This is a genomic window from Streptomyces sp. NPDC002463 (assembly GCF_042889835.1).
In the GTDB taxonomy this organism is placed as follows: Bacteria; Actinomycetota; Actinomycetes; order Streptomycetales; family Streptomycetaceae; genus Streptomyces; species Streptomyces nymphaeiformis.
In genome coordinates, this window is sequence record NZ_JBIARL010000008.1 from 114,244 (window position 1) to 137,957 (window position 23,714).

General features: G+C 71.4%; 21 protein-coding genes. 4 read left to right on the forward strand and 17 right to left on the reverse strand.

Features of this window, described 5'->3' with window-relative positions; all coding sequences use genetic code 11:
- Positions 1-16: 16 nt before the first annotated feature.
- The 9 genes from lepB (ACFYX3_RS17975) to ACFYX3_RS18015 all read right to left on the reverse strand — a co-directional run bounded on the left by lepB (ACFYX3_RS17975) (position 17) and on the right by ACFYX3_RS18015 (position 6,171).
- Positions 17-952 (reverse strand): signal peptidase I, encoded by a 936-nt coding sequence (gene lepB, locus ACFYX3_RS17975; RefSeq protein WP_116158620.1) that lies wholly within the window; start codon positions 950-952, stop codon positions 17-19.
- Positions 921-1,898: a signal peptidase I gene (gene lepB, locus ACFYX3_RS17980; protein WP_389014146.1), complete on the reverse strand. Its 978-nt coding sequence runs from the start codon at positions 1,896-1,898 to the stop codon at positions 921-923. Before lepB (ACFYX3_RS17980) ends, lepB (ACFYX3_RS17975) begins: the two co-directional genes overlap by 32 nt.
- On the reverse strand, positions 1,891-2,682 hold the full coding sequence (gene lepB, locus ACFYX3_RS17985; RefSeq protein ID WP_376592499.1) for a signal peptidase I: 792 nt from the start codon (positions 2,680-2,682) through the stop codon (positions 1,891-1,893). Before lepB (ACFYX3_RS17985) ends, lepB (ACFYX3_RS17980) begins: the two co-directional genes overlap by 8 nt.
- A 69-nt stretch (positions 2,683-2,751) precedes the next feature.
- Positions 2,752-3,102, reverse strand: coding sequence for a 50S ribosomal protein L19 (gene rplS, locus ACFYX3_RS17990; RefSeq protein WP_317874030.1), 351 nt, complete (start codon positions 3,100-3,102; stop codon positions 2,752-2,754).
- A 127-nt stretch (positions 3,103-3,229) separates the two neighbouring features.
- The gene (gene trmD / locus ACFYX3_RS17995; RefSeq protein ID WP_389014151.1) at positions 3,230-4,051 is read right to left on the reverse strand and encodes a tRNA (guanosine(37)-N1)-methyltransferase TrmD; all 822 of its coding nucleotides are present in this window, start codon (positions 4,049-4,051) and stop codon (positions 3,230-3,232) included.
- On the reverse strand, positions 4,048-4,626 hold the full coding sequence (rimM, locus tag ACFYX3_RS18000) for a ribosome maturation factor RimM (RefSeq protein ID WP_376592501.1): 579 nt from the start codon (positions 4,624-4,626) through the stop codon (positions 4,048-4,050). Before rimM ends, trmD begins: the two co-directional genes overlap by 4 nt.
- A 111-nt stretch (positions 4,627-4,737) precedes the next feature.
- Entirely contained in the window at positions 4,738-4,977 is a 240-nt protein-coding gene (locus ACFYX3_RS18005; RefSeq protein ID WP_020868149.1) for an RNA-binding protein, read from the reverse strand.
- A gap of 2 nt (positions 4,978-4,979) precedes the next feature.
- Positions 4,980-5,423 carry a 30S ribosomal protein S16 gene (gene rpsP, locus ACFYX3_RS18010; protein ID WP_015036470.1) on the reverse strand — a complete coding sequence of 148 codons (444 nt, stop codon included), beginning with the start codon at positions 5,421-5,423 and terminating at the stop codon, positions 4,980-4,982.
- 154 nt (positions 5,424-5,577) lie between these two features.
- Positions 5,578-6,171: a hypothetical protein gene (locus tag ACFYX3_RS18015; RefSeq protein ID WP_376592503.1), complete on the reverse strand. Its 594-nt coding sequence runs from the start codon at positions 6,169-6,171 to the stop codon at positions 5,578-5,580.
- A gap of 373 nt (positions 6,172-6,544) precedes the next feature.
- Between ACFYX3_RS18015 and ACFYX3_RS18020 the strand changes: the two genes are divergently transcribed.
- On the forward strand, positions 6,545-7,270 hold the full coding sequence (locus tag ACFYX3_RS18020; RefSeq protein WP_389014156.1) for a methyltransferase domain-containing protein: 726 nt from the start codon (positions 6,545-6,547) through the stop codon (positions 7,268-7,270).
- A 175-nt stretch (positions 7,271-7,445) separates the two neighbouring features.
- Here ACFYX3_RS18020 and ftsH read toward each other — a convergent pair whose 3' ends face one another.
- From ftsH to ACFYX3_RS18050, 6 genes are all read right to left on the reverse strand, one after another.
- A complete protein-coding gene (ftsH, locus tag ACFYX3_RS18025; protein ID WP_389014159.1) occupies positions 7,446-9,377 on the reverse strand; it encodes an ATP-dependent zinc metalloprotease FtsH in 1,932 nt (643 codons plus the stop codon).
- A gap of 132 nt (positions 9,378-9,509) precedes the next feature.
- Positions 9,510-11,063 (reverse strand): signal recognition particle protein, encoded by a 1,554-nt coding sequence (ffh, locus tag ACFYX3_RS18030; protein ID WP_382661744.1) that lies wholly within the window; start codon positions 11,061-11,063, stop codon positions 9,510-9,512.
- 133 nt (positions 11,064-11,196) lie between these two features.
- Positions 11,197-13,641, reverse strand: coding sequence for a [protein-PII] uridylyltransferase (locus ACFYX3_RS18035; protein WP_389014163.1), 2,445 nt, complete (start codon positions 13,639-13,641; stop codon positions 11,197-11,199).
- 20 nt (positions 13,642-13,661) lie between these two features.
- The gene (locus ACFYX3_RS18040) at positions 13,662-14,000 is read right to left on the reverse strand and encodes a P-II family nitrogen regulator (RefSeq protein WP_116158629.1); all 339 of its coding nucleotides are present in this window, start codon (positions 13,998-14,000) and stop codon (positions 13,662-13,664) included.
- Entirely contained in the window at positions 13,997-15,340 is a 1,344-nt protein-coding gene (locus ACFYX3_RS18045; RefSeq protein WP_389014168.1) for an ammonium transporter, read from the reverse strand. Before ACFYX3_RS18045 ends, ACFYX3_RS18040 begins: the two co-directional genes overlap by 4 nt.
- Positions 15,341-15,695: 355 nt before the next feature.
- Positions 15,696-17,171 carry a hypothetical protein gene (locus ACFYX3_RS18050; RefSeq protein WP_382661740.1) on the reverse strand — a complete coding sequence of 492 codons (1,476 nt, stop codon included), beginning with the start codon at positions 17,169-17,171 and terminating at the stop codon, positions 15,696-15,698.
- 428 nt (positions 17,172-17,599) lie between these two features.
- Between ACFYX3_RS18050 and ACFYX3_RS18055 the strand changes: the two genes are divergently transcribed.
- Positions 17,600-18,253, forward strand: a complete 654-nt coding sequence (locus ACFYX3_RS18055) for a bifunctional DNA primase/polymerase (protein WP_389014171.1) — start codon at positions 17,600-17,602, stop codon at positions 18,251-18,253.
- 80 nt (positions 18,254-18,333) lie between these two features.
- Here the strand turns inward: ACFYX3_RS18055 and ftsY are convergent, their stop codons facing one another.
- Positions 18,334-19,545, reverse strand: coding sequence for a signal recognition particle-docking protein FtsY (gene ftsY, locus ACFYX3_RS18060; protein ID WP_389014174.1), 1,212 nt, complete (start codon positions 19,543-19,545; stop codon positions 18,334-18,336).
- Positions 19,546-19,632: 87 nt separating this feature from the next.
- Between ftsY and ACFYX3_RS18065 the strand changes: the two genes are divergently transcribed.
- Together ACFYX3_RS18065 and ACFYX3_RS18070 are read left to right on the forward strand one after the other, a co-directional pair.
- Positions 19,633-21,090, forward strand: a complete 1,458-nt coding sequence (locus ACFYX3_RS18065; RefSeq protein ID WP_389014177.1) for a cytosine permease — start codon at positions 19,633-19,635, stop codon at positions 21,088-21,090.
- Positions 21,091-21,142: 52 nt separating this feature from the next.
- Entirely contained in the window at positions 21,143-22,114 is a 972-nt protein-coding gene (locus ACFYX3_RS18070) for an LLM class flavin-dependent oxidoreductase (RefSeq protein WP_389014180.1), read from the forward strand.
- A gap of 69 nt (positions 22,115-22,183) precedes the next feature.
- On the opposite strand, the gene ACFYX3_RS18075 is transcribed toward ACFYX3_RS18070, so the two are convergent.
- The gene (locus tag ACFYX3_RS18075) at positions 22,184-23,617 is read right to left on the reverse strand and encodes a sugar porter family MFS transporter (RefSeq protein WP_389014183.1); all 1,434 of its coding nucleotides are present in this window, start codon (positions 23,615-23,617) and stop codon (positions 22,184-22,186) included.
- Positions 23,618-23,714 lie beyond the last annotated feature (97 nt).

The window sequence follows — 23,714 nt, forward strand, 5'->3', positions numbered from 1 at the left end:
CCCTACCCGCGGGTCGCTACTCGGCGGTATGCCCTGCGGCCTGCCTCTTCCGGCGCCACAGCACCAGCGGGAGCGCTCCGGCGAGACCGGCCGCCCCGAGGGGGGCGGCGCCCATGGCCTTGTTGAGCGCGGGGTTGTCGAAGACGTCGGGCACCGGGAGCGTGGCCCAGCGGGTGACGGGCCAGGCGATCACGACGGCGCGGCCCACGACCTCGTCGTTGGAGACGGTGCCGCCGCCGGGGAGCTGCTGGTGGAAGCGGGAGTCCAGGGAGTTCTGGCGGTTGTCGCCCATGACCCAGATGCGGCCCTTGGGGACCTTGATCGGGCCGAAGGAGTCCTGGCAGGGCACCGCGCCGGGGGCGAGGTACGCGCTCTCGTCGAGCGCCACGCCGTTGAGGACGACCTTGCCGCCCTCCTTGCAGGAGACGGTGTCGCCGCCGACCGCGATGACGCGCTTGATGAGGTCCTTCTCCTCGGCGGACGGCATGAGGCCGATGAAGCTGAGGAACTTCTGCACGACGTTCGGCTTGGGCGTCTCCTGGCCCTCGAGCCAGCCGCCCGGGTCGTGGAAGACGACGACCTCGCCGCGCTCGGGCTCGGAGCCGAACCACGGGGTCAGTTTGTCGACGAGGACCCGGTCGCCCTTCTGGAGGGTGTTCATCATCGATTCCGAGGGGATCGAGAACGCCTGCACCAGGAAGGTCTTGATCAGCAGGGCGAGCACCAGCGCGATGCCGATGAGGAGGGGCAGCTCCTTCCAGAAGGAGCGGGGCTTCTTCGGGCCCCTGGCGGGTCCGCCCGCCGCCTCGTCGCCGCCCTCGCCCGGCGTACCGCCGCCCGGCGGCTGCGCCTGCTCGTCACCCGTCACGTCGTCACCCGTCGTGTCATCGCCGAAGGCCCCGTCGGCCCTCTTGTCGGGCTCATCGTGTCCGGATCGTGCGCCGACGGCCAAATCCCCCACATCCACTCCTCAGTCTGTGCGAACGCCCGCCCCGGGTCAGGGACAGGCCCACCACTCCCATAACGAGCAGAAGTTCCGCAGGGGTCGGGAGCCCGGGCAATCCGTTCAGAATGCGCGGGGACACACTATGCGACAGACCGGATGCGGTCGCGGAACTCGCACCTGCGTTCGGTACGGCTGAGAAGGTGTCCCGCTGCTCCAGGGTGCGCCAGTGCCCGAAGGGCCAGGCGATCACCACGGCCCGCCCGACGATCTGCTCCTCGGAGACGGTGCCGTGGCCCTCCTCGTCGAGGTGGAAGCGGGAGTCGGCCGAGTCGGAGCGGTGGTCGCCCATGACGAAGATGCGGCCCTCGGGGACCTGCACCTCGAAGGGGATCTTCGACGGCGGGTTCCCGGGATGGAGGTACGGCTCGTCGAGCGGCATGCCGTTGACGCTGATCCGCCCGTCCTCGCCGCAGCAGCGGACGGTGTCCCCGCCGACGGCGATCACCCGCTTGATCAGGTCCCGGTCGTCGGCCGAGGGCAGCAGGCCGATGAAGGTCAGGGCCTGCTTGGCCTGCTTGATGCCGATCGGGTCGTCGGCGGGCGGCGTCGTCTCCTGCTGGAGCCAGCTGCCGGGGTCCTTGAAGACGACGACGTCGCCGCGCTCCGGACGGGCGCCGAACCAGGGCGAGAGCTTGTCGACGAGGACCCGGTCGGAGATCTGGATCGTCTGTTCCATGGAGCCGGAGGGGATGACGAACGCCTGGACCAGGAAGGTCTTGAGGACGAGCGCGATGAGCACGGCCACCGTGACCAGGATCGGGATCTCCCGGAGCGCGGAGCGCTGACGGCGCCGCTTGACCTTGCGGGCGAGCCTGCGGCGCTCGGCCCGGCCCGGCGGGGCGGCGGCGGGGCTCTGAGCGGACCCGCCGGGTGCCCGGCCCCGGCTACCCATGGGCTCCCGCTCCGTGTCCGCCGGCCGGCGGTGCCGGTACGGCGTGGAAGGCGTCGGTGCCGGGCACGGTGGACCAGCGGCCGAAGGGCCAGGCGATCCAGTCGGCGCGGCCGACGACCTTGTCGACGGGGACCATGCCGCCGCCGGCGCTGCCCAGGTGGTCGCGGGAGTCGCTGGACTGGCTGCGGTGGTCGCCCATGACCCAGAGCCGGTCCTGCGGGACGACGATGTCGAAGGGCACGCTGGAGGGCTGGTCGCCCAGCATCACGTACCGCTCCTGGACGGGGACGCCGTTCACGGTGAGCCGGCCGTCCTTGTCGCAGCAGACGACCCGGTCGCCGCCGACGCCGACGACCCGCTTCACGAAGTCGGTCTCGTCGGGCTCGGCGAGGCCGAGGGCGGCCGCCCCGTCGTGCAGGAGCCCGGTGACCGGATTGCCCCGGGGCTGTTCGTCCACGAAGGAGCCGGTGCCGTCGAAGACGACGACGTCACCCCGGGCGGGCTCGTTGCCGAAACGGTACGCCAGCTTGTTCACGAGGATCCGGTCGCCGACCTGGAGCGTGGGCTCCATGGAGCCGCTGGGGATCAGGAACGGCTGGATGACGAAGTGGCTCAGGAGCAGCAGGAAGGCCACGCAGGCGCCGCCCACGAGGCCGGTGCGCCGCCAGGAGGGGCCGCGCCCCGAGTCGTCGGAAACGCGCGCGGAGCGCGACCCTTCCTCCGTACCGGACGAATCCGTGTGGGAGGAGGGGTCGCGCTCCGTGTGCTGTGCTTCGGTGTCCATCGCTGGCAGAGCCTATCCGGCCTGTCTGTGCGGGGAGCGGGAAGCGTGGGGCGTGCCGGGAGCCGGGGCTCAGCGGTCGCGCTTCTCCTTGATCTTGGCAGCCTTGCCGCGCAGCTCACGCAGGTAGTAGAGCTTGGCGCGACGGACGTCACCGCGGGTCACGAGCTCGATCTTCTCGAAGATCGGGCTGTTCACCGGGAAGGTGCGCTCGACGCCGACGGAGAACGAGACCTTGCGGACCGTGAAGGTCTCGCTGACGCCCGAGCCCTGGCGGCGGATGACGACACCCTTGAACTGCTGGATACGGGAGCGGTTGCCCTCGATGACGCGCACGTGGACGTTCACGGTGTCGCCGGGACGGAAGGCGGGGAGGTCGGAGCGGAGCGCGGCCGCGTTGACCTGGTCGAGCAGGGAGGCCATGGAGGTCTCTTTCCTCGCTGATGCCACAGGTCATCAGCGGTACGTACGAGTGATGGGAAGCGTCGTCCGTTTCTGGCGGCGTCGTTCCCCCTGTGGCAGGGGCGCGCGCCGGACGGACGACAGCGGCCTATTCTTCCACGCCCTCGACCCTGCGCCAAAATCGGCCGCCGGGCTCGGGCGCCCACCCCATCATCGACAGGACCTCGCGGTCCTTCTTGTCGAAGGCGGACGGGTCGCAGCGCTCGATGAGGTCGGGCCGGTTGGCGGCGGTGCGACGGAAGGCCTCGTCGCGCCGCCAGCGGGCGATCTTGCCGTGGTGCCCGCTGAGGAGGACGTCGGGGATGTCCCGGCCGCGCCACTCGGGGGGCTTGGTGTAGACGGGGCCCTCCAGGAGGTTGGCCATGGCGCCGGGGGCGAAGGAGTCGTCCCGGTGGGACTCGGCGTTGCCGAGGACGCCGGGCAGCAGGCGGGCCACGGCCTCGGTGATGACGAGGACGGCCGCTTCCCCGCCGGCGAGCACGTAGTCGCCGATGGAGACCTCGTACACCGGCATCCGGGTCGCGTACTCGTCCATGACGCGCCGGTCGATGCCCTCGTAGCGGGCCGGCGTGAAGATCAGCCAGGGCCGCTCGGAGAGCTCGACGGCGAGCTCCTGGGTGAAGGGGCGGCCGCTGGGGGTGGGGACGACCATGACCGGGCCGTACGCGCCGGCCTCGTAGCCGTCGGCGAGGGTCTGGTCGAGCGCGTCGCCCCAGGGCTCGGTCTTCATGACCATGCCGGGGCCGCCGCCGTAGGGGGTGTCGTCGACCGTGTTGTGCCGGTCGTACGTCCAGTCGCGCAGGTGGTGCACATGGACGTCGAGCTGTCCGCGCGCGCGTGCCTTGCCGACGAGGGAGACGTTCAGCGGTTCGAGGTACTCGGGGAAGATCGTGACGACGTCGAGCCTCATGCCTGCTCCTCGCCGGCCTCGTCGCCGGACTGCTCGCCGTCGTCCCGGGAGGAGACGATCTCGGCGCGGTCGTCGATCAGGCCGGGCGGCGGGTCGATCACGGCCCGCTGCTCCTCCAGGTCGATCTCGGTGACGATCTCCTCGACGAAGGGGATCATCAGCTCGGTGCCGTCGGGGCGCTCGACGATGAAGAGGTCCTGCGAGGGCAGGTGGGAGATCTCGGTGATCACACCGATCTCGGTGCCGTCGGCGAGGACGACGTCGAGGTCGATCAGCTGGTGGTCGTAGTACTCGTCCTCCTCCTCGGGCATCTCCGTGGGGTCGACCTCGGCGATGAGGAGGATGTTGCGCAGGGCCTCGGCGGCGTTGCGGTCGCGGACGCCCTCGAAGCGCAGCAACAGCCGGCCGCTGTGGACGCGGCCGGTCTCGATGGTCAGCGGCCCGGCGGAGGCCGGGTCGGTGAACAGCACGGCACCGGGGCCGAGCCTGAGCTCGGGCTCGTCCGTCCGCACCTCGACGGTGACCTCGCCCTTGATGCCGTGGGCGCGGCCGATCCGCGCGACTACCAACTGCACTGCTCCACACTCTCCTGTCACACAGCTCGTACGTACGACAACGGGCCGGGGAGGGCTCTTCAGCCCTCCCCGGCCCGTGCCGGCACAACTAAGGTGATGCTGCCGACCTGCTCAGCGGACCTGGTCCACGTCGACGAGGTCGACGCGGATCCCCCGGCCGCCGATGGCACCCACGACGGTGCGCAGCGCACGCGCGGTGCGGCCGTTGCGGCCGATCACCTTGCCGAGGTCGTCGGGGTGGACCCGGACCTCCAGCACGCGGCCCCGGCGCAGGTTGCGCGAGGCGACCTGCACCTCGTCGGGGTTGTCGACGATGCCCTTCACGAGGTGCTCGAGAGCCTCCTCGAGCATGATCAGGCCTCGGTCGACTCGGTGGACGCGGCCTCGGCCTCGTCCGCCTTCTTGTCGGCCTTCTTGGCCTTCGGGGTGATGGCCTCACCCTTGTCGTCGCCGCCCTCGAGGGTCTTCGCGAACTCGTCGAACGAGGCGCGCTTCGCCTCCTTCGTGGCGGGGACGAGCAGAGCCTTCTCGGGGGCCGGCAGACCCTTGTGCTTCTGCCAGTCGCCGGTGAGCTTCAGGATGGCGAGAACCGGCTCGGTCGGCTGGGCGCCGACGGACAGCCAGTACTGCGCACGCTCGGAGTCGACCTCGATACGCGACGGGTTGTACGTCGGGTGGTAGAGGCCGATCTCCTCGATCGCGCGACCGTCACGACGGGTGCGCGAGTCGGCGACGACGATGCGGTAGTGCGGCTGGCGGATCTTGCCGAGGCGCTTGAGCTTGATCTTGACTGCCACTGGAGTGGTGTCTCCTGGTCTTGACGTGGTTGGGCACTTGAGATGCCACGTGGGGTTGCGGTACTCGGGTGCCCGATGGACGCGTCAGCCGGAGGAGAGAGGGGTCCTGTGCGACTGTCGAGTACAGCTAGCCATTGTGCCACACGCCGCCGGGTCAGTTGGCGGCGCCCACCGTCTCCGGGATACGGAAGGGCTTGCCGCAGCCGCCGCAGACGATCGGGGCCTGGGCGAGCACCGACGGGACCACGCGCACGTTGCGCCCGCAGTCACAGACGGCCTTGACGCGCACGCCGCCGCCCGAGGAGCCGTGCCGGGCGGCCGGTCCACGGAAGGAGCGCTTGGTGTCGGCGGCCGTGGCGACCGTGTGCGCCTTGAGTGCGCGCTGGAGCCGCTCGATGGTGGGCCGGTAGCGGCGCCTGGCCTCGGGGTTGAGCGTGACCAGGGAGAAGCCGCTGCTGGCGTGCGGCTCCTCGGGATGGTCGAGGCCCATCTCCTCGGCGATCGCGAGGAATCTGCGGTTGTGGTAGCGGCCGGCGCGGGAGGTGTCGCGGACACCTCGGGCGGCGGCGATGCCGTGGACTGCCTCGTGGAGCAGTCGCTCGAAGGAGAGCTCGGCGCCGCAGGCGGACGAGGACTCTCCGATCAGGGACTCGGGCGCGGCAAGGTCGGGCAGCTCGGGGTGGTGCCGCTGAATGTCGGCCCACGCCTCTGCCAGCTCTGCGGCGAGAACAGGGGGTGTCGTGCTCACGTCGCGTACAACGAGCCGGAGTGCCCCCGGGTTCCATTCCGGGGCATCCCAAATATTTTGCACGTACCCGTCAGTTGCCTTGATGTGTCCCGACGCGGGCCAGTGCCCCGATCTGCGGAGAAGTCACGCAGGGATCGTCAAGCCGGTGCGTAGTGGCGCATACGCCCCGGCGCGTGGCCGCGGTGCGCGCGCCCCCGAGGGGCCGGAGCGGCCCGGGGGATGTTGCGAGGACATTACCGGCTCCGGAGGCAAGGCGGCGCACCGCCCCTCCCCCGGGCGAATCGGTCCGGCCCGAGCACTGGACGCGGCCCGGGAAGCGCAGTTCCCTGACTACGGGGGGCTGTCGTCCGAGCACGGATTGGGGCGCTTTTCCATGACACCTACGCTCGTCCCGCACCACCCCGCGCGCGACTGGGCCGAGATCCAGGAACGCATGCTGGTCCCGCTGTACGAGGCGGTGTACGACCGCCTGGGCGTGGGCGCGGGTACCCGCCTGCTCGGCCTGGGCTGCGGCTCCGGGCTCGCCCTCCTGATGGCGGCGGCACGGGGCGCGCGGGTCGTCGGCGCGGACCGGGACCACGCGCGCGTGGAGCTGGCGAGGGAGCGGCTGCCGGAGGGCGTCACGGTCACGGAGGAGCCGCCGGCGGACCTTCCGTACGAGGTGATCACGGCCTTCCACCCGACGGACGGAACCCTCCCCGAACTGCGGACTCTCACCCGTACGGCCCAATCTGGCACGGCGGTCGTCCTCGCCGGGTGGGGGCCGCCGGAGCGGTGCGCCACGGAGCCGGTGCTGCGGGTCGCGGCCCGCCTCGCGGACCGCGGGCCCGTGCCGGGTCCCGACCTGGACGCGCTGGTGGCCGGGGCGGGGCTGCGACCGGCCGGCTCCGGCCGGGTGGCCTGCCCCTTCGGCTACGCGGACGAGGGCAGCGCGGTGCGCGGGCTGCTCTCGACGGGCGCCTTCGACGAGGCGGTCCGCGCGACGGACCTCTCCCAGGTGGAGAAGGAGATCGAGGAGTCACTCTCCCCGTACGTCCGCCCGGACGGGACGGTATGGATGCCGAACGTCTTCCGGTACGTGGTCGCCCGGGTGGGGTAGTCCGTCAGGTCGTGGATCTGGGATCCGAGATGTTGGATCCAGGACATTGGATCCGGGATCCAGGGCCAGAACGTTGGATACAGGATCCAGAGCCAGGACGTTGGATCCGGGATCCTGAGTCCAGGACATTGGATCCCGAAGGTTGGATCCAGCATCCGGGATCCAACCCTCCGTCTCACCCCCGCTCCTCCCCCTCCCGCCCCTCGCGCGTGATGCCCGCCGCACGGTAGGCCGCGTCCTCCTCCAGGGTCTCGTTGGCCAGGAGGGCCTCGGCGAGGGCGTCCAGTTGGTCGCGGTGTTCGCGGAGTTGGCGTACCGCGCTCTCGTAGCACTCGTCGACGATGCGGCGCATCTCCTCGTCGACGGTGTCGAGGGTCGCGGGGGCGGCGGAGAGCCCGTACGCCTGCTGGGCGTCGCTCGGGATGGCGGTGAGGCGGCCGACGCGTTCGCTCATGCCCCAGCGGCCGGCCATGCCGCGGGCGATGTTGGTGACCTGTTCGAGGTCGCTCTCGGCACCGGTGGTGATGACGCCGAAGACGACCTGCTCGGCCGCCATCCCGCCGAGGGCGCCGATGATCCGCCCGCGCAGGTAGTCCTCGGTGTAGGCGTACTTGTCGGAGTCGGGGGTGGAGAGGGTGACGCCGAGGGCCCGGCCGCGCGGCACGATGGTGATCTTGCGGACCGGGTCGGCTCCGGGCTGGAGCATGCCGAGCAGGGCGTGCCCGCTCTCGTGGTACGCGGTCCGGCGCCGCTCCTCCAGGGGCATCACGAGCGGCCGTTCGGCGCCGAGCTGGACCTTCTCCAGGGCGTCGGACAGATCGGACTGGGTGACGGTCTTCTGCTCGCGCTTGACGGCGAGGAGGGCGGCCTCGTTGGCGAGGTTGGCGAGCTCGGCGCCGGTCATGCCGGGGGTGGTGCGGGCGACGTGCTCCAGGTCGACGTCCTTGGCGAGCGGGATCTCCCGGGTGTGGATCCTGAGGATGGCCGCGCGGCCGCCCCGGTCGGGCGGGTTGACGTGGACGATCCGGTCGAAGCGGCCCGGCCGGGTGAGCGCCGGGTCGAGGACGTCGGCCCGGTTGGTCGCGGCGAGGACGATGACTCCCTCGGAGCCGGTGAAGCCGTCCATCTCGGTGAGGATCTGGTTGAGGGTCTGCTCGCGCTCGTCGTGCCCGCCCATCCCGGACCCGCCGCCCCGGGCCCGGCCGATGGTGTCGATCTCGTCGATGAAGATGATCGCGGGGGCGACCTTGCGGGCCTCGGCGAACAGTTCGCGGACCCGGGAGGCGCCGACGCCCACGATCATCTCGATGAACTCGGACGCGGAGGCCGAGAAGAACGGCACCCCCGCCTCGCCCGCGACGGCCCGCGCGAGCAGCGTCTTGCCGGTGCCGGGAGGGCCCGCGAGGAGCACACCGCGGGGCATCTTGGCGCCCATCTCGCGGTAGGCCTGCGGGTTCTTCAGGAAGTCGACGACGTCGTTGAGCTCGCCCTCGACCTCGTCGATGCCGGCGACGTCCTGGAAGGTGGTGCGCTTGCCGCCCTCCAGCTCGACCGGTTTCGGCGGCTGCTTGCGGCCGAGCATGCCGCCCGCGCCGCCCATGCCCGCGCTCATCCGGCGGGCGATGAACACCCACAGCAGGACGAGCAGCAGCATCGGCGCGAGCGAGATCAGGAGGTTGGCGAGGAAGCTGCGCTCCTGGACGACGGGCTGCGCGGTGACCGTGACGTTCTGCTTGGTCAGCTGCGCCCACAGGTCGTCGTCGGCGAAGGCGGGCCGCTGGGTCTGGAACTTGGTGTAGTCGCCGTCGCCGTCGGGGATGGGCTGCTTGTTCTTCAGCTGCCCCTGGATCGCGTCGCCCTTGGAGTAGATCTTGGTGACGTTCCCGGCGGCGACCTGCTTGTCGAACTCGGTGTACGAGATGGTCGGCCCGTCGCCCTCGTTGAAGAACGACAGCACGATGTTGGCGATCAGGTACACGATCAGGGCCGTGAGGATGAGGCCGCCCCAGCCTCCCGGCATCCTCTTCTTCGGCGACGGGGGTGGCGGGGCCCCTTCCGAGCGCCAGGGCTGGTCGGTCCGGTCGCGCGGGGGTACGGGGTTGGCCACGTGGCTCTCCTCGGGGCGGCAGTGGCCCCAGTATCGAAGAGCGGGAGAAACGGGGCATTGCGGGCGGTCCGGAGGGATGAAGAAGGGCCCGGGGCGGTTTCACACCGCCCCGGGCCCCTCACACCGGACTGATCAGCCCATGAACTTCTTGAACTCCTCCGGGAGCTCGAAGTCCTTCGGGGTCTGCCCCGCCGCCGGCAGACCGAAGGCGCCGCCCGCCTGCGCCTGCTCGCGGCGCTCGGCCGCGGCCTGCTCCTCGGCCTTCCGCTTCATCGGGTTGCCGCTCTTGCGCTTGCCCTTGGCCTGCTTGACCTGCTTCTTCTGCCGACCGGGGCCGCCGCCCATGCCCGGGATGCCCGGCATCCCCGGCATGCCGCCGCCCTGCGCCATGCGGGACATCATCTTGCGGGCCTCGAAGAACCGCTCGACCAGGCTCTTGACCGCGCTGACCTCGACGCCGGAACCCTTGGCGATACGGGCACGCCGGGAGCCGTTGATGATGGTCGGGTCCTGGCGCTCGGCCGGGGTCATCGACTTGATGATGGCGGCCGTACGGTCGACGTCCCGCTCGTCGATGTTGGCGATCTGCTCCTTCATCTGGCCCATGCCGGGCAGCATCCCGAGCAGCTTCGAGATGGAGCCCATCTTGCGGACCTGCTCCATCTGGGCCAGGAAGTCGTCGAGCGTGAAGCCCTCGCCCTTCTTCGAGGCGAGCTTCGAGGCCATCTTGGCGGCCTCTTCCTCGTCGAAGGTCTGCTGCGCCTTCTCGATGAGGGAGAGCATGTCGCCCATGCCGAGGATGCGGGACGCCATGCGGTCCGGGTGGAACGCGTCGAAGTCGTCCAGCTTCTCGCCGTTGGAGGCGAACATGATCTGCTTGCCGGTGACGTGCGCGATGGAGAGCGCGGCACCACCGCGGGCGTCGCCGTCGAGCTTGGAGAGCACGACACCGTCGAAGCCGACGCCGTCGCGGAAGGCCTCGGCGGTGTTGACCGCGTCCTGACCGATCATGGCGTCGACGACGAAGAGGACCTCGTCGGGGCTGACGGCGTCGCGGATGTCCGCGGCCTGCTGCATCAGCTCCTGGTCGATGCCGAGGCGGCCGGCGGTGTCGACGATCACGACGTCGTACAGCTTGGTCCGCGCGTACTCGATGGAGTCCTTCGCGACCTGGACCGGGTCACCGACGCCGTTGCCCGGCTGCGGGCCGTAGAAGGCCACGCCCGCGCGGTCCGCGACGACGGAGAGCTGGTTGACGGCGTTGGGGCGCTGGAGGTCGCAGGCGACGAGCAGCGGGGAGTGGCCCTGGCTCTTCAGCCAGACGCCCAGCTTTCCGGCGAGGGTGGTCTTACCGGCACCCTGGAGACCGGCGAGCATGATCACGGTCGGCGCGGTCTTGGCGAAGCGCAGACGGCGGGTCTCGCCACCGAGGATGCCGATGAGCTCCTCGTTGACGATCTTGATGACCTGCTGGGCGGGGTTGAGGGCCTGGGAGACCTCCGCGCCCAGCGAGCGCTCCTTGACCTGCTTGATGAAGGCACGGACGACCGGCAGGGCGACGTCCGCTTCGAGCAGCGCGATACGGATCTCGCGCGCGGTGGCGTCGATGTCCGCCTCGGACAGACGGCCCTTGCCGCGGAGGTTCTTGAAGGTCGCTGCAAGGCGGTCGGAGAGGGTATCGAACACGGCGGTCGCGGATCCTCGTCGGTGTCGGGGGCGGTCGGATTGCCCTCCAGGGTATCGGGCCGCTCGAAGTGTGTGCCCCCGCCCGCCGAATCCGGCGCGCGGGGGCGGTGGAAGGTCCGGTCGGCTCAGGGTCTCACCGCAGCGCCTCCTCCAGTGCCCGGGCCAGGTCGATCGCCTCCTCGTCGGGGAGGAGGGAGCCGTCCGGGCGGGTCACGTAGAGGGTGTCGACGGCGTTGGCGCCCAGGGTGGAGACGTGGGCGCTGCGGACCCGTACCGCCGCGCCCTCCAGGGCGCGGCCGATGCGGTGGAGGAGGCCGGGGGCGTCCTGGGCGCGGACCTCGATGACGGTGGCGAGGCGGGAGTCGGCGGCGGCGACGGTGACGCGGGGCGGCGGGGCGGCCAGGCCCCGGCGGCGCGGGTAGGCCGCCTCGCGTTCGGCGAGGCGGGCGGGGATGTCGAGGGAGCCGTCGAGGGCCCGGACGAGGTCGGCGCGGAGCCGGGCGGCCTCGGGCAGGGAGCCGTACTCGGCGGCGACGCGCCAGTCGAGGACGAGGACGGAGCCGGAGCCGAGGCCGGTGGGGAGTTCGACGGCGCGGAGGTCGGCGGCGCGGACGGTGAGCCGGTGGAGGGCGAGGACGCCGGCGACGGCCGGCAGGACGCCGGGCTGGTCGGGCAGGGCGATGAGGAGTTCGACGCCGACGGGTTCGGGTCCCTCCGACTCCGCGACGACGGGCTCGGTACGCAGGGTCAGGACGGGTTCGCCCGTGCGCAGCGCCTCGATCGCGAGGCGTTCCTGTTCGGCGCTGGGGGCGGCGGCCTCGGGGTCGGGCAGGGGTGCGCCCGCGAGGACGCCGGCAACGCGTTTGACCAGGTCGGCGACCAACGAGGCGCGCCAGGAGGACCAGGCGGCGGGGCCGGTGGCCAGCGCGTCGGCCTCGGTGAGGGCGTGCAGGAGCTCCAGGGTGCCGAGGGTGCCGACGGCGGTGGCGACGGACTGAACGGTGGCGGGGTCGTCGAGGTCGCGCCGGGTGGCGGTCTCGACGAGGAGCAGGTGGTGGCGGACGGCGGTGGCGATGACGGCGGTGTCGGTGCGGTCGAAGCCGATGCGGGCGGCGAGGTCGCGGGCGATGGTCTCGCCGGCGACGGAGTGGTCGCCGGGCCAGCCCTTGCCGATGTCGTGGAGGAGGGCGGCGACGAGGAGGAGGTCGGGGCGGCCGACGCGGCGGGTGAGGGAGGAGGCGCGGACGGCGGTCTCGACGAGGTGCCGGTCGACGGTCCAGGTGTGGACGGGGTTGCGCTGGGGGCGGCAGCGGACGCGCTCCCAGTCGGGCAGGAGCCGGGTGATGAGCCCTTCGGCCTCCAGGGCCTCCCAGACGGGGACGGTGGCCTCGCCCGCGCCGAGGAGGGTGACGAGCTCCTCGCGGGCCTCTGCGGGCCAGGGCACGGGCAGGGGTCGGGCGGCGGCCGCGAGGCGGCGTACGGCGTGGAGGGAGATCGGGAGGGCGGACTGGGCGGCCGCGGCGGCGGCCCGCAGGGGCAGGACGGGGTCGCGCTCGGGCCGGGCGCTGAGCGCGAGGACGGCCTCGCCGTCCATCTCGACGACGCCCTCGGCGAGCGGGGTGCGCTCGACGGGTGCCTTCGCGCCGCCGCCCCTGCCGAGGAGGGAGCGGAGCCTCGGGCGGGCCGAGCGGGCCTTGAGGACGCGGTTGACCTCGCGCCAGGTGACGTCGGTGGCGTACGAGATGGTCCGGGCGGCCTCGTACACCTCGCGCAGCAGGGTGTCGGCGTCGAGGAGGCCGAGTCCGGTGGCGACGGCGTCCTGTTCCTGGAGGGCGAGCCGGTCGGTGGCGCGGCCGGTGGCGAGGTGGAGGGCGTCGCGGGCGTCGAGGAGGCGGCGGCGGGCGGTGTCGAGGCCTTCGCGGGGGGCGTCGGCGACCCAGGAGGCGGCGACGGCGCGCAGGACCTGGGCGTCGCGGAGGCCGCCCCTGGCCTCCTTGAGGTCGGGTTCGAGGAGGTACTGCAGCTCCCCCACGCGTTCGGCGCGCTCCCGGCAGAGCGCGTCGAGTTCGGGGAGGCGCCGGGGGGCCTGGTTGCGCCAGTCGGCGAGGACGGTGGTGCGGAGGGCGGCGACGAGTCCGGCGTCGCCGGCGACGGTGCGGGCGTCGAGGAGGCCGAGGTGGGCCTTGAGGTCCTCGCCGGCGGTGGCGCGGGCTTCGGCGGGGGTGCGGACGGAGTGGTCGAGGGCGAGGCCGAGGTCCCAGACGGGGTACCAGATCCGGTCGGCGAGGGCGGCGACGGCGGCCTTGTCGGCGGTGCCGTCGTGGAGCAGGAGGAGGTCGAGGTCGCTGCGCGGGGAGAGTTCGGCGCGCCCGTAGCCGCCGACGGCGACGAGGGCGGTCCCGCGGGGCGGTGCGGCGGCGGCGAAGAGGCCGGCCAGCCAGTCGTCGGTGAGCCGGGCGAGGGCGGCACGGCGCGGCGGCCCGGGCCGCTCCTTCTCCTGGAGGAGGAGCAGCCGGGCCGCCGCGTATCCGCCGGGTCCCGATTCTTCGGTCGTGTCGCTCGTGTCGAGGTTCGTCACCCGGCGGCTCCCATCCGTGCTTACAGTGCGTCCGGTCCGCGCTCGCCGGTGCGGACCCGTACGGCGGTCTCGACCGGCACGCTCCACACCTTGCCGTCTCCGATCTTGCCGGTCCGGGCGGCCTTCACGACGACGTCGATGAGCTGTTCGGCGTCCTCGTCCTCGACGAGGACCTCGACGCGGATCTTGGGGACGAGGTCGACGGTGTACTCGGCGCCCCGGTAGACCTCGGTGTGGCCGCGCTGGCGGCCGTATCCGCTGGCCTCGGTGACGGTGAGGCCGTGGACGCCGAAGGCTTGGAGGGCCTCCTTGATCTCGTCGAGCCGGTGCGGCTTCACGACCGCGGTGATGAGCTTCATGCGTCCACCTTCGTGTTCTGCGTGGGGGCGGCGGAGGGGGCGGCGGTGCGGGGGGCGACGCCGCCGCCGGCTCCGCTGAAGTCGTACGCGGTCTCGGCGTGCTCGACCTGGTCGATGCCGGAGACCTCGTCGTCCTCGCTGACGCGCATGCCCATGGTCTTGTCGATGATCAGGGCGAGGATCGCGGAGGCGACGAGGGAGTAGGCGAGGACCGCGAAGACGCCGACGGCCTGCTTGCCGAGCTGTTCCAGGCCGCCGCCGTAGAAGAGGCCCTTGGCGTCGGACTGGACGCCGCCGGTGGCGAAGAGGCCGACGAGGAGGGAGCCCGCGACACCGCCGACGAGGTGGACGCCGACGACGTCGAGGGAGTCGTCGTAGCCGAACTTGTACTTGAGGCCGACGGCCATGGCGCAGAGGAGACCGGCGATGGCGCCGATGGCGATCGCGCCGAGCGGGGAGCAGGAGCCGCCGGACGGGGTGATGGCGACGAGGCCGGCGACCGCGCCGGAGGCGGCGCCGAGGGTGGTGAAGGAGCCGTGGCGGATCTTCTCGTACGCGAGCCAGGCGAGCATGGCGGCGGCGGTGGCGACCTGGGTGTTGACGAACATCACGGCGCCGACGCCGTCGTCGTTCCCGAGCCAGGAGCCGGCGTTGAAGCCGAACCAGCCGAACCAGAGGAGACCGGCGCCGAGCATGACCAGCGGGAGGCTGTGCGGGCGCATCGGGTCCTTCTTGAAGCCGACGCGCTTGCCGATGACGAGGATCACGCCGAGGGCGGCGGCGCCGGCGTTGATGTGGACGGCGGTGCCGCCGGCGAAGTCGATGACGCCCATCTCGAAGAGCCAGCCGCCGGCGCCCCAGACCCAGTGGGCGACGGGGAAGTAGACGAGCGTGACCCAGAGGGTGATGAAGAGGGCCCAGGCGGTGAACTTGACGCGGTCGGCGAGGGCGCCGCTGATGAGGGCGGGCGTGATGATCGCGAACATCAGCTGGAAGACGGCGAAGACGTAGACCGGGATGGTGTAGCCGTCCCAGAGCTCGGTGATGCCGATGCCGCTGAGGCCGACGTAGTCGGAGGACCAGCCGATGATCGAGCCCGAGTCGGTGCCGAAGGCGAGGCTGAAGCCGAAGAGCACCCAGAGGACCGTGACGATCCCGAGGCTGATGAAGCTCATCATCAGCATGTTGAGGGTGGACTTGACGCGGACCATGCCTCCGTAGAAGAAGGCGAGTGCCGGGGTCATCAGCATGACCAGGGCGGAGCAGATGAGCATGAACCCGGTGTTGGCGGCGGACAGCTGGGGGGCGTCTGCGGCCAGGGTCGTGATGGCTGGTGCCATCGGCGTCTCCTCGTCGTCGAAGCGGCCTGTGCGGGGCGGGGCCGGGGAGCGTCCGGCCGTGAGGGGTGGCCGGTTATGCGCCAGAGATTCGCGCGCCGCGGTTTCCACCGATGCCGCTCGATGTTTCGCGGCCGTGACGAAGGGGTGGGGCGTGTTACGCGACCGTGAACGCCCGGATCACGGCGAGGAGACGTCCGTCCACCGTCCGGGGGAACGAAGCCGGCCGCGCCGGGCCGTCCGTGTGACCTTGCGGCGGGGGAGCCGAGTCGGGCTTTACGGGACGGCCGGCGCGGCCGGGGTCTGTGCGGGCCCCGCAGCGGGGCCGGGGCGGGCCGTGGGGCCCTTTCCTGTGGGGTCAGACCGCTTCGGCGGCCTCGGGGAGGAGCTGGGTGAGCCGGTCGGTGAGCTGGACGACCTCGGCGACGTCGCTGTAGTTGCGGGCGGCGTGGTCGACGGTCTTGCGGAGCCGGGTGTTGACCCGCTCGGAGCGGATGCTGCGGGCGACTCCGAGGGCCTTCTCGGCGAGGACCACGGACTGCTCGGGCTCGCGCTTGAGGAGGTGGACGGTGGCCATGCCGATCAGGTTGAGCGCGTACGACCGCTGGTGGTCGGGGTCCTTCTCGAAGAGCTCGACGGCCCGCTCCATGACGGGCTCGGCGAGCGAGGCGTAGGTCGGGGAGCGGCCGGCGACGTAGGCGAGGTCTCGGTAGGAGTGGGAGTTCTCGCCGTTGAGCTCGGCCTCGGAGAAGAAGCCGATCCAGTCGGGCTCGGGCTCGCCGTCGAGGCCGACGTCGGCGAAGGTGTCCTCGGCCATCCGGACGGCCCTCTTGCACTTGGAGGGCTGGCCCATGTTGGCGTAGGCGCGGGCCTCCATCGCATACAGCATGGCCTGGGTGCGCGCGGTGGCGCAGTCCCGACTGCCGTACTGGGCGAGGTGGATGAGTTCGAGGGCGTCGTCGGGCCGGCCGAGGTGGATCATCTGGCGGCTCATCGAGGACAGGATGTACGAGCCGAGGGGCTTGTCGCCGGCCTCCTTGGCGGCGTGCAGGGCGAGCACGAAGTACTTCTGGGCGGTGGGCTGGAGGCCGACGTCGTAGCTCATCCAGCCGGCGAGCTCGGCGAGCTCGGCGGCGCAGGTGAAGAGGCGCTTGGCGGTGGCGGCGGGCTGGGGCTCCTGGAGGAGGTCGGTGACCTCGTGGAGCTGGCCGACGACCGCCTTGCGGCGCAGTCCGCCGCCGCACTGGGCGTCCCACTTGCGGAACATGGCGGTGGTGGACTCCAGGAGGTCGAGCTCGACCTCGGAGAGCCGGTTCGGGCGGCGGGAGTCCACGAGGGGCTCGGGGCGCTCGAAGTCGCCGACGGGCGTCGGGACGAGCCAGCGCTGCATCGGTTCGATGAGGGCGGGTCCCGCGGCGAGCTGGAGCGAGGAGCCGAGGAAGCCCCGGCGGGCGAGCATGAGGTCGCTGCGGGAGAACTCGCTGAGCAGGGCGACGGTCTGCGGGCCGGCCCAGGGCAGGTCGACGCCGGAGACGGAGGGCGACTGGTGGGCGGTGCGCAGCCCGAGGTCCTCGACGGCGACGACCGAGCCGAAGCGCTCGGAGAAGAGCTCGGAGAGGATCCGCGGGATGGGCTCGCGGGGCTGCTCGCCGTCGAGCCAGCGGCGCACGCGCGAGGTGTCGGTGGAGATGTGGTGCGCGCCCATCTGGCGCGCCCGGCGGTTCACTTGGCGTGCCAGTTCGCCCTTCGACCAGCCGCTGCGCACGAACCACGAGCCCAGCTGCTCGTTCGGGCGCTTGCCGGCAGTCGTACCGTCTGCGCCGTTGCCGCTCACTGGAACGCCCCCATCCACCTGAAAAAACTGTCGTCCGAACCCCTATCAGAATGCCGCCTCTCGCGGCACCCGTCCGACGTTCGCACTCCTTCGAACTGGAAACCGGGTTGCCTCCGGCATACCCACGCGTGCTGACGGCCCCGGGGGTTCGAGTACCGAAAGTAATCCTACGATCACCCCTCCACGAGGTCGATTCAAGAAACGCCACCATTCGCCACCCCTTCGAATGAACTCGCCACGCGTGGAACGCGATTCACTTGACATGCGACGAACCGGAGTCGGCGGACGGAAGCACGGAGAGGCGTGTGCCAGGGTCCGCACCACCCCACGCACCACCGTGCGCCATTTTCGGCGGACGGAGCGTGACGAAGGGTGACGATGGTGCTCCGGGTCGTAACCACCGGCGCGCTCGACCCGTTGGAGGGGGCATGGGTTTCACGATCGGCGGCATTCGTGAGATGCGGTCCGGCGCACGCCGCCGCGTACGCACCACGGAGTGCACAGCGGTGGCGGAGTACACGGGACTCTGGGGCTGGGACGTCGTCCCCGGCGTGCGGGCCGTCTCCGGCCGGTGCTCCTGCGGGGATCCGGCCTGCGCGGCCCCCGGCGCGCATCCCCTCGCGTTCGCGGAACCGGTCCCGGCCGGCGCCGGCCTCGACGACGCCACCAAGGCCTGGTCCGAGTACCCGGGCGCGGCGCTGCTCCTCCCGGTCGGCCGGGCCTTCGACGTGATCGAGGTCGCCGAGGCGGCGGGCCGGCGGGCGCTGGTGCGGCTCGAGCGCATGGGGCTTCCCCTGGGCCCGGTGTGCGCGACCCCGACCGGCCGGGCGCGGTTCTTCGTGGCCCCGGGCGCGGCGGCCGAGCTGCCTCAGCTGCTGTACCGGATGGGCTGGGACGACGCCGATCTGGACCTGCACTGCCTGGGCCCCGGTTCCCACATCACCGCTCCCCCGTCGGACCTGGGCGGGCTCGGTCCGGTGCGCTGGCTGCGTCCGCCGACGCTGGACACGGCGGGCGCGCCGCCGCAGGCCCGGCTGCTGCTCGGCACCCTGGCGTACATCTGCCACCGCACGCACTTCTAGGGGCACGTGAGCGCTGGACATGCGTGAGGGCCCCCGCCACCTGGTGGCGGGGGCCCTCACGCGTGCGCGTGGACCGCGGGTCAGTCGCCGATCAGGGCGTCGACGAAGGCGCCCGGCTCGAAGGGCGCCAGGTCGTCCGGACCCTCGCCGAGGCCGACCAGCTTGACCGGGACGCCCAGCTCGCGCTGGACGGCGACGACGATGCCGCCCTTGGCGGTGCCGTCGAGCTTGGTCAGCACGATGCCGGTGATGTCCACGACCTCGGCGAAGACGCGGGCCTGGATCAGGCCGTTCTGGCCGGTGGTGGCGTCGAGGACGAGGAGGATCTCGTCGAGCGGGCCGTGCTTCTCGACGACGCGCTTGACCTTGCCGAGCTCGTCCATGAGGCCGGTCTTGGTGTGGAGCCGGCCGGCGGTGTCGATGAGGACGACGTCGGCGTTCTCGGCGATGCCCTCCTTGACCGCGTCGAAGGCGATCGACGCCGGGTCGCCGCCCTCGGGGCCGCGGACCGTGCGGGCGCCGACGCGCTCGCCCCAGGTCTGGAGCTGGTCGGCGGCGGCGGCGCGGAAGGTGTCGGCGGCGCCGAGGACGACGGACTTGCCGTCGGCGACGAGGACACGGGCCAGCTTGCCGGTGGTGGTGGTCTTGCCGGTGCCGTTGACGCCGACGACCATGACCACGCCCGGGGTGTCCTCGGGGCTCTCGGTCTTCACCGAGCGGTCGAAGTCTCCGAGGAGGGCGACGAGCTCCTCGCGGAGCAGGCCGCGCAGCTCGTCGGGGGTGCGGGTGCCGAGCACCTTGACGCGCTCGCGCAGCCGGTCGACGAGCTCCTGGGTGGGGGCGACGCCGACGTCGGCCGTGAGGAGGGTCTCCTCGATCTCCTCCCAGGTGTCCTCGTCGAGGTGCTCGCGGGACAGGAGCGTGAGCAGCCCCTTGCCCAGCGAGTTCTGGGAGCGGGCGAGCCGGGCCCGGAGCCGTACGAGACGGCCGGCGGTCGGCTCGGGGACCTCGATCTCGGGAGCGACGGGCTCCTCGACGAGCGGCTCCTCGACCGCGGCCGGGGCCTCGGCGGTGGGGAGCTCGACCTCCTCGACGGTGCGGCGTGGTTCCTCCCGCGGCGTCTCCGCCTCCTCGCCGACGTGCGGCTCTGCGGGCGGAGCGGTGATGGTCGGCGTGGTGGACGGCGGCTCGGCCGGCGGCAGCTGCTTCTTCTTGCGACCGCTGATCACGAGCCCGCTCGTCACGGCGACCGCGACGACCAGAGCGATGACTACAGCAAGGATGAGTTCCATAACCCGTCCAGTATCGGCCACGAGGGGGCCGATGGCGGAGCACGTACAGTGGGCGGTTCCCCCACATCTGTACAACGGAGTACCCCTATGCCCCACGCCGCCTCCGAAGCCGCAGGCGCGGCGCACGACGGTGCCATGGAGACCCGCGGTCTCGAGCCCGTCCCCGACGCCGAGCGGACCGGCAAGGTCCGCGAGCTCTTCCCGACCTGGGTCGCGGCCAACATCAGTGTGCTGCTGCTCACGATGGGCGCCGGTCTGATCGTCTTCAACGGCCTGAACTTCTGGCAGGTCCTGACCGTGGCGGTCGTCGCGCCGGTCCTCTCGTACGGGATCGTCGGCCTGATCTCGATCGCGGGGAAGCGCGGCGGGGCGCCGGGCATGGCGCTGTCGCGGGCCGTGTTCGGTCAGCGCGGAAACCTTTTTCCCGGTGCGCTGATCTGGGTGGCCCGCTGGGGCTGGGAGACGATCAACGCGGTCGCGGGCGCGTACGCGGTGCTGACCGTCCTCGATCTGCTCTTCGGCGTGAAGTCGAACACGCTCCTCATCGTGGTGACCCTGCTGCTGTTCGTGACCTGCACGTTCCTGGTCTCGGGTCTCGGGATCAACGCGCTGCGGGTGTGCAGCAAGTGGTCGACGTACCTCTTCGGCGCCTTCTCGGTGCTCGTCCTGGTCCATCTGGTGGCGAACACCGACTGGTCGGCGGTCTTCGACAAGCCGGCCGGCTCGACGGCGATGATGGTCGCGGGCATCGGCACGATCGCGGCCGGCGGCATCAGCTGGGTTCCCTCGGGCCCCGACTTCACCCGCTATCTGCCCCGGACGGCCTCCTCGCGCGCGATGGTCGGCTCGACGATCGGCGGCGCCGGGATCGTGGTGCTCCCGATGGTGCTGATGGGCGCGGTGATGGCGGTGTCCACGCCGGACCTGGCCTCGGCGCAGGACCCGGTCTCCTTCATCGGCGAGCTGCTGCCGATGTGGATCTCGGTGCCGTATCTGGTGATCGCCCTGATCGGGATGCTGCTGATCAACTCGATGTCGATGTACTCGGCCGGGTTCACCGCGCAGACCCTCGGCATCAAGGTGCCGCGCGCGGCGGCGGTGAGCGTGAACGCCGTGATCAGCCTGGTCTTCGGTTTCCTCCTGATGGTGGTGGCGACCAGCTTCATCGGCTCCTTCATCTCTTTCCTGACGCTGCTCGCGGTGGCGTTCTCGGCGTGGATCGGGGTCTTCGGCGTGGACATGCTGCGCCGGAGGTCGTACGACGCGGTGGCGCTGATGGACACGACGAGGACCAGCGCCTACTGGTACCGGGGCGGTTTCGCCTGGCAGGCGATGACGGCGTGGGCCGTGGCGCTGGTCGTGGGCCTGCTGTTCACCAAGGTCGACTGGTTCTCCGGTCCGCTCGCCTCGTCCTGGATCGGTGAGAACGGTCTGGGCTGGGCGGTGACGATCGTGGTCGCGGGGGCGCTGTACGCGGTGCTGCCTCGGACCGCGCAGAAGGCGACGGTCGCGCCCGCCGAAGTGCGCGAGACCGTTTCCATCTGACGCTACGTCAGATACCGTCCCCCTTCCGCGCACCAGCGAAGGGGGACTTCCCATGCCGTTCAGCGTCGTACGGTTCAACCTCGTCGATCCCCGCGCGACCCCGGAGTCCCTCTCCGAGCGCTACCGGGCCGCGCTCGCCATGGCCGCGTACGCCGACGGGCACGGCGTCGACACCGTGCAGACCGAGGAGCACCACGGGGTCGAGAACAACTGGCTCCCCTCCCCCTTCGCCTTCGCCGGTGCGGTCTTCGGCGCGACCCGCAGGATCGCGGTCACCGTCTCGGCGATCATCGGCCCCCTGCACGATCCGCTGCGCCTGGCCGAGGACATCGCGGTCCTGGACCTGCTGAGCGGGGGGCGGCTCGTGACAGTGGCCGGGATCGGGTACCGGCCGGAGGAGTACGAGGAGCGGGGGGTCGACTGGGGGCGGCGCGGCAAGCTCCAGGACCTGCTCCTGGAGACCCTGCTGACGGCCTGGACCGGGGAGCCTTTCACGTATCAGGGCCGTACGGTACGGGTCACCCCGCGGCCCTTCACCCGGCCGCATCCGCTGCTGCTCGTCGGGGGTTCCTCGCGGGCGGCGGCGCGGCGGGCGGCCCGGCTCGGGCTGCCGTTCTTCCCGAGCGCGCACCTGCCGGAGCTCGAGACGTACTACCGGGAGCGGTGCGCGGAGTACGGCACGGAGGGCTGGACGATGATGCCGGCCGAGGAGACCCCGCTGCTGCATCTGTCGGAGGACCCGGACCGGACCTGGGCGGAGTACGGCGAGCACTTCCTGCACGAGGCGCGGACGTACGCCTCCTGGCAGTCGAAGGACATCCGCTCGGCGGTGAAGTCGACGGCGACGACGGTGGCGGAGCTGCGGGCGGAGGGGGTGTACCGGGTGGTCACCCCGGAGGAGTGCCTGGCGCTCGGCCTGGAGAGCCTGGTGCTGCATCCGCTGTGCGGCGGGATGCCGGTCGAGGAGGGGTGGCGGAGCCTGCGGCTGTTCTGCGGGGACGTACTGCCGCGGCTCACGGCGTGAGGAACGGCGTACTGCCCCGGCTCAGCGCGTGAGCCGGGGCAGTCGTCGCGAGGAGAGGGGCAGCGGGGTTTAGCCCATCTCCTCCAACGCCTTGCCCTTCGTCTCCTTGACGTACAGCAGTACGAAGGGGATCGAGAGCACGGCGAAGACCGTGTAGATGATGTAGGTGCCGGAGAGGTTCCAGTCCGCGAGGGACGGGAAGCTGGCGGTGATGGCCCAGTTGGCGATCCACTGGGCGGAGGCGGCGACGCCGAGGGCCGCGGCGCGGATCCGGTTGGGGAACATCTCGCCGAGGAAGACCCAGACCACCACGCCCCACGAGAGGGCGAAGAAGAGCACGAAGACGTGGGCGGCGACGAGGGCCACGACGCCCTGGGTCTGGGGCAGCTTGCCGTCGACGAGGTCGGCGGAGAAGGCCCAGGCCTCGAAGCCGAGGGCGATCGCCATGCCGACGGAGCCGACGAGGGCGAGCGGCTTGCGGCCGACGCGGTCGACCAGGACCATCGCGATCACGGTGCCGATGATGTTGATGATCGACGTGGTGAACGAGTAGAAGAACGAGCCGGACGGGTCGATGCCGACGGACTGCCAGAGGGTCGCGGAGTAGTAGAAGGCGACGTTGATGCCGACGAGCTGCTGGAAGACCGAGAGTCCGATGCCGACCCAGACGATGGGCAGCAGCTTGAACCTGCTGCCGGCGACGAACAGGTCCTTGAAGGTGGACTTGTGCTCGCTGCGCATGGCCGCGTCGATCTCGGCGACGCGGTGGTCGAGGTCGACGCCGTGGCCCTCGACCTCGGCGAGGACCTCCTTGGCCCGGTCGGTCTTCCCGACGGAGATGAGGAAGCGCGGGGACTCGGGGATCGCGAAGGACAGCATGCCGTAGAGGAGTGCGGGGACGACCATCACGCCGAGCATCCACTGCCAGGCCTCCAGGCCGCCGATCTCACCGCGCTGGTCGCCGTCGGCGAGCTGGAGGATGCCGTAGTTGACGAGCTGGGAGATGGCGATGCCGATGACGATCGCGGCCTGCTGGAAGGAGCCGAGGCGGCCGCGGTAGGCGGCGGGGGCGACCTCGGCGATGTACGCGGGGCCGATGACGGAGGCCATGCCGATGGCGAAGCCGCCGATGATCCGCCAGAGGGCGAGGTCCCAGAGGGCGAAGGGCAGCGCGGAGCCGACGGCGCTGACGGCGAAGAGGACCGCGGAGATCTGCATGCAGCGGATGCGGCCGATGCGGTCGGCGATGCGTCCTGCGGTGGCGGCGCCGATGGCGCAGCCGATCAGGGCGATGGCGATGACCTGCGCGAGGGTGCCGGAGCCGATGTCGTAGCGGTCGCGGATCGCCTCGACGGCGCCGTTGATGACGGAGCTGTCGTAGCCGAAGAGGAAGCCGCCCATGGCGGCGGAGGCGGTGATGAAGATGACGTGGCCGAGGTGGTCCGGGTGAGCCGCCCGGCCTTCGGAAGGCGGCGGCGTGGGCGCCTGCGCGGTGCTGGTCACATGGACTCCTCGGTGGGGCGGGCGAGCCCTTCCAGTGGCGCACAACTTCACGCCGCCCACCACGTGAAGGTAAAAGCAACGTTGCAGAGACTATGCC